Origin of the sequence: Bradyrhizobium sp. MOS001 (assembly GCF_004634465.1) — a bacterium.
GTDB classification, from domain to species: domain Bacteria; phylum Pseudomonadota; class Alphaproteobacteria; order Rhizobiales; family Xanthobacteraceae; genus Bradyrhizobium; species Bradyrhizobium barranii.
Map to the genome: position 1 here is coordinate 1 of NZ_SPVJ01000108.1, position 5,623 is coordinate 5,623.

The 5,623-nt window shown below is 64.2% G+C and carries 4 protein-coding genes; 3 read left to right on the plus strand and 1 reads right to left on the minus strand.

Annotated features, from left to right (window positions below; genetic code table 11):
• On the minus strand, nt 1-92 hold a 92-nt coding region (locus CT676_RS42815; RefSeq protein ID WP_135215480.1), incomplete at its 3' end, for an NAD-binding protein.
• Between the two features lie 192 nt (nt 93-284).
• Between CT676_RS42815 and CT676_RS42820 the strand changes: the two genes are divergently transcribed.
• From CT676_RS42820 to CT676_RS42835, 3 genes are all read left to right on the plus strand, one after another.
• Complete coding sequence (locus CT676_RS42820) at nt 285-1,352, plus strand: acyltransferase family protein (RefSeq protein ID WP_085398439.1); 1,068 nt, start codon at nt 285-287, stop codon at nt 1,350-1,352.
• Between the two features lie 215 nt (nt 1,353-1,567).
• On the plus strand, nt 1,568-4,621 hold the full coding sequence (gene polA, locus CT676_RS42830) for a DNA polymerase I (RefSeq protein WP_135217267.1): 3,054 nt from the start codon (nt 1,568-1,570) through the stop codon (nt 4,619-4,621).
• Between the two features lie 242 nt (nt 4,622-4,863).
• A complete protein-coding gene (locus CT676_RS42835; protein WP_085398437.1) occupies nt 4,864-5,499 on the plus strand; it encodes a LysE family translocator in 636 nt (211 codons plus the stop codon).
• The last annotated feature ends 124 nt before the right edge of the window (nt 5,500-5,623 follow it).

A 5,623-nucleotide genomic window follows, 5' to 3' on the forward strand; every position in this document is an offset into this window, starting at 1 on the left:
TTGTCGACGCAGGTGACGTCGTGACCGAAATCCGCAAAGCAGGCTCCGGACACCAGTCCCACATAGCCCGTTCCGATCATCGCGATTCGCATGAAAAACCCTGTTCCAGCTTGGTTAACGAAACCCCAACTCGAGCGGTTTAGCATTTTCCTGAGGGGAGAGAACAGCCCGGATGCAAAAACCGGCACGCGAATTGTACCGGTAAAGAAACCTTAAACCGCAAGGCTTCACACTGCGCCACGTCCGCACAGAGCCGGGCGGACCGCGCCTCGAAACGGGACACCATGGCACTATCAGGCACAATCGCCGCGAGCGGGCTTTCCAAGGCCCCCTCGCCCGCACGTGTCGACTGGGTCGACTATGCCAAGGGCATCTGCATCGTCATGGTCGTGATGATGCACTCGGTGCTGGGGGTGGAGATCGCGGCCGGCCAGACCGGTTTCATGCATGTCGCCGTGGCCTTCGCAAAGCCGTTCCGGATGCCCGACTTCTTCCTGATTTCGGGCCTGTTCCTGCCCTTGGTGATCGATCGGGACTGGCGAACCTATCTCGACCGCAAGGTGGTGCATTTCGCCTATTTCTATGTCGTCTGGGTGACAATCCAGTTCGGCTTCAAGGCACCGGCATTCGCGGCGGAGACGAGCTGGCGCGAGGCCGGCCTGCTGTATCTGGAATCCTTCGTCGAACCGTTCGGCACGCTCTGGTTCATCTACCTGCTGCCGATCTTCTTCGTGGTCACAAAATTGACACGGCGAGTCCCGCCGCTGGCGATCTGGCTCATCGCTGCCGCGCTGGAGACGGCGCGCATCTCGACCGGCTGGACCGCGATCGACGAATTCTGCGCGCGCTTCGTCTATTTCTATTCGGGATATCTGTTCGCGCCTTACGTGTTCGCGCTGTCCGATCGCGCGCGCAACCATCCCGCACTCGCGCTGGCGGCGCTTGCGACCTGGGCGCTGGTCAATGCGGGCCTCGTCGCGCTCGGCGCCAGCGAATGGAAGATCGTCTCGCTCGCGCTCGGCTTCGCCGGCGCCTGCGCCATCATCACGATGGGCACGCTGCTCGCGCGCGCACAGTGGTTGAACTTCTTCCGCTTCTGCGGCGAGCATTCGATCGTGATCTACCTCGCCTTCTTCCTGCCGATGGCGGCGACACGAACGCTGCTGCTGCGCGCCGGCATCATTGCCGACATCGGCACGGTGTCGCTGATCGTCACCATCGTCGGCGTGATCGGATCGCTCGCGATCTGGTACGTCGCATTGCGGCTCAATGCCCGCTTCCTGTTCGAACGGCCGCAGACGTTCTGGATCGCGCCGAAGAAGGCGGGGCCAGTGTTGCAGGCGGCGGAGTAGCCGCCCTCTCGGTGTCGTCGCCCGGCTCGACCGGGCGACCCAGTACGCCGAGACGCCAGTGATCGAGCCGAGAAGCCGCGGCGTACTGGTTTCCCCGCCTTCGCGGGGAATGACAGCGGGGATGTGGGGAACGACAGTGGGGATAGCGGCACCAGCGGCCCAAAAATCCCCCGCTCAAGGCTGTCAAAGCCCGCAAAAATTCATACATTGCGGCCATGCCCAAAAGCTCCCCAACGACATCCCCGAAGACCGCCGCCAAAGCCGACACCAAACCCGCTGCTGACAAGCCTGCTGCCAAACCGGTCGCGGCGAAGGTGGCCGGCAAGGGCGACCACATCTTCCTGGTCGACGGTTCCGGCTACATCTTCCGCGCCTATCACGCGCTGCCGCCACTGAACCGCAAGTCCGATGGCTTGCAGGTCAACGCCGTGCTCGGTTTCTGCAACATGCTGTGGAAGCTGTTGCGCGACATGCCCGCGGACAACCGCCCGACGCATCTGGCGATCGTGTTCGACAAGTCGGAAGTCACCTTCCGCAACAAGATCTATCCCGAGTACAAGGCGCACCGGCCGCCCGCGCCCGATGATCTGATCCCGCAATTCGCGCTGATCCGCGAAGCCGTGCGCGCCTTCGATTTGCCCTGCCTGGAACAGAGCGGATTCGAGGCCGACGATTTGATCGCGACCTATGCGCGACAGGCCAGCGACCGCGGCGCCCACACGACCATCGTGTCCTCCGACAAGGATCTGATGCAGCTCGTGAACGACAAGATCATGATGTACGACACCATGAAGGACCGCCGTATCGGAATCCCCGAGGTGATCGAGAAGTTCGGCGTGCCGCCGGAGAAAGTTGTCGAAGTGCAGGCGCTGGCCGGCGATTCCACCGACAACGTGCCCGGTGTGCCCGGCATCGGCATCAAGACCGCGGCGCAGCTGATCGTCGAATATGGCGATCTCGAGCAGCTTCTGTTCCGCGCCACCGAGATCAAGCAGCCGAAGCGGCGCGAGGCGCTGATCGAGAATGCCGAGAAGGCGCGGATTTCGCGCCAGCTGGTGCTGCTCGACGACAAGGTCGAACTCGAGGTGCCGCTGGACGATCTCGCAGTGCACGAGCCCGACGCGCGCAAGCTGATTGCCTTCCTGAAGGCGATGGAATTCACCACGCTGACACGCCGCGTCGCCGACTATTCGCAGATCGATCCCGCCAATGTCGATGCCGATGCGTCGAACAGCAGCGGCGCCAGGGCCGGCGGCGACGCCGCCAAGGCAAAAACGTCGGAGATCTCCGGCGATCTTTTCGCCGCTCCAGCCGCGACCGCAACGGGCGGCGACAAGGGCGATAAGTCGGCCGGTCTCAAGGGCTCGCCGATTTCACTGGCCGCCGCGCGCGAAGAGGCGCTGCGCAAGCTGCCGGTCGACCGCAGCAAATACCAGGCGATCAAGACGCTCAAGGAGCTCGATGCCTTCGTCGCGCGCATCCATGACACCGGCCATGTCGCGATCGAGACGAGAGCCAACTCCATCGATCCGATGCAGGCCGATCTGTGCGGCATCGCGCTGGCACTGGCGCCGAACGAGGCCTGCTACGTGCCGCTCGCGCACAAGCAGTCCGGCGGCGGCGCCGGCCTGTTCGACACGGGCCTCGCGCCGGACCAGGTCAAGCATGCCGACGCCATCGAAGCGCTGCGGCCGGTGCTGGAATCGGCGGGCATTCTCAAGATCGGCTTCGACGTCAAGTTCACCGCCGTGATGCTGGCGCAGCACGGCATCACGCTGCGCAACGCCGACGATGCGCAGCTGATCTCCTATGTGCTCGATGCCGGCCGCGGCTCGCACGCGATCGAAGCGCTCGCGGAGCGCTGGTTCGGCCACGCCATGCTGAAGGAGAGCGAGCTGCTCGGCAGCGGCAAGGGCAAGATCACGTTCGACCAGGTGCCGATCGACAAGGCCGCACCGCTGTCGGCGGAAGGCGCCGACATGGCCTTGCGCGTGTGGCGCGTGCTGAAGCCGCGCCTCGTCGCCGAGCACATGACCGCCGTCTACGAGACGCTGGAGCGGCCGCTGGTGTCGGTGCTCGCGCGCATGGAGCGGCGCGGCATCTCGATCGACCGCCAGGTCTTGTCGCGGCTATCAGGCGACTTCGCCCAGACCGCGGCGCGCGTCGAAGCCGAGATCCAGGAGATCGCGGGCGAGCCCGTCAATGTCGGCAGCCCCAAACAGATCGGCGACATCCTGTTCGACAAGATGGGACTGTCCGGCGGCACCAAGACCAAGACCGGCGCATGGTCGACGACCGCGCAGGTGCTCGACGAACTTGCCGAGCAAGGCCACGACTTCCCGAAGAAGATCCTGGAGTGGCGCCAGGTTTCGAAACTGAAATCGACCTACACCGACGCGCTGCCGACCTACGTCAACCCGCAGACCCATCGCGTCCACACCACCTACGCGCTGGCCGCGACCACGACGGGCCGGCTGTCGTCGAACGAGCCGAATCTGCAGAACATCCCGGTGCGCACCGAGGACGGGCGAAAGATCCGCCGCGCCTTCATCGCGACACCCGGGCACAAGCTCGTCTCCGCCGACTATTCGCAGATCGAGCTGCGGCTGCTCGCCGAGATCGCCGACATTCCCGTCCTCAAGCAGGCGTTCAAGGACGGGCTCGACATTCACGCGATGACGGCCTCCGAAATGTTCGGCGTGCCGATCGAGGGCATGCCGAGCGAAATCCGGCGCCGCGCCAAGGCGATCAATTTCGGCATCATTTACGGCATCTCGGCATTCGGCCTCGCCAACCAGCTCGGCATCGCGCGCGAGGAAGCCTCCGCCTACATCAAGAAGTATTTCGAGCGCTTCCCCGGCATCCGCGCCTACATGGACGAGACGCGCGACTTCTGCCGGAGCAACGGCCATGTCACCACGCTGTTCGGCCGGAAGATGTACTATCCCGACATCAAGGCTTCGAACGCCTCGGTGCGCGCCTTCAACGAGCGCGCCGCGATCAACGCGCGGCTCCAGGGCACCGCCGCCGACATCATCCGCCGCGCCATGACGCGGATGGAGGATGCCCTGGTCCAGAAGAAGCTGTCGGCGCAGATGCTGCTCCAGGTGCACGACGAACTGATCTTCGAGGTGCCTGACGCCGAGGTAGAGGCGACGCTCCCGGTGGTGCAGCACGTGATGCAGGACGCGCCGTTCCCGGCCGTGAACCTGTCGGTGCCGCTGCATGTCGATGCGCGCGCGGCGAAGAATTGGGACGAGGCGCATTGATGTCTCCACCAGCACGGTGTCGTCCCGGCGAACGCCGGGACCCATAACCACAGGATCGAGTTGGGCGAAGATTGCCCATGACGATCCAGCCTCAAACTCCTCCCTGGGGGTATGGGTCCCCGCTTTCGCGGGGACGACGTTGGGGTGAGATGCGGGACTCGAATTGTCCTCCGTGCAATTGCGCGATGGCTCCGCCGCGCGGCGCACATTAGAACGGTGTCGTCTCCCACACCGGTTCACGCATGCCCCACACCTCCGCCCTGCTCGGCTTCGCTCTCGTCTGCCTTGGTCTCGTGCTCACGCCGGGGCCGAACATGATCTATTTGATCTCGCGCTCGATCACGCAGGGGCCGGCGGCGGGCATCGTCTCGCTCGGCGGAGTGGCACTCGGCTTCGTGTTCTACATGCTGTGCGCGGCGTTCGGCATCACCGCGCTCTTGCTCGCCATTCCCTTTGCCTATGACGCGCTGCGCTTTGCCGGCGCGGGCTATCTGCTGTGGCTGGCCTGGCAGGCGGTGAAGCCGGGCGGACGTTCGCCGTTCCAGGTGAAGCAGCTTGCGATCGACAGCTCGCGCAAATTGTTCGCGATGGGTTTTGTCACCAATCTGCTCAATCCGAAGATCGCGATGCTGTATCTGGCACTGCTGCCGCAGTTCATCGATCCCACCGCCGGCAGCGTGCTGACGCAGTCGGTGGTGTTGGGGGCGATCCAGATCGCGATCAGCGTCAGCGTCAACGCGACGATCGCACTTGCAGCAGGGTCGATCGCGCTGTTCCTGGCGAGCCGGCCGAGCTGGATGCTGGTGCAGCGCTGGCTGATGGGCACGGTGCTGGCCGGGCTTGCGGTGCGGATGGCGGTGGAAGCGAAGAAGGTGTGATTATTTTTCTTCCTTCTCCCCTTGTGGGCCTGTTGCGTAATTCGTCAATTGTGATTCCCTAGGGCAAAGCCTTGGAGGGTAGCGATGGCGGTCAAGCGGACGGGACAGCCGAGCTTTGTGGAAG

Bases quoted from the DNA above. Each gene is read 5' to 3' on its own strand.
- polA (WP_135217267.1), top strand. From the start codon at position 1,568: ATGCCCAAAAGCTCCCCAACGACATCCCCGAAGACCGCCGCCAAAGCC.
- CT676_RS42820 (WP_085398439.1), top strand. From the start codon at position 285: ATGGCACTATCAGGCACAATCGCCGCGAGCGGGCTTTCCAAGGCCCCC.
- CT676_RS42835 (WP_085398437.1), top strand. From the start codon at position 4,864: ATGCCCCACACCTCCGCCCTGCTCGGCTTCGCTCTCGTCTGCCTTGGT.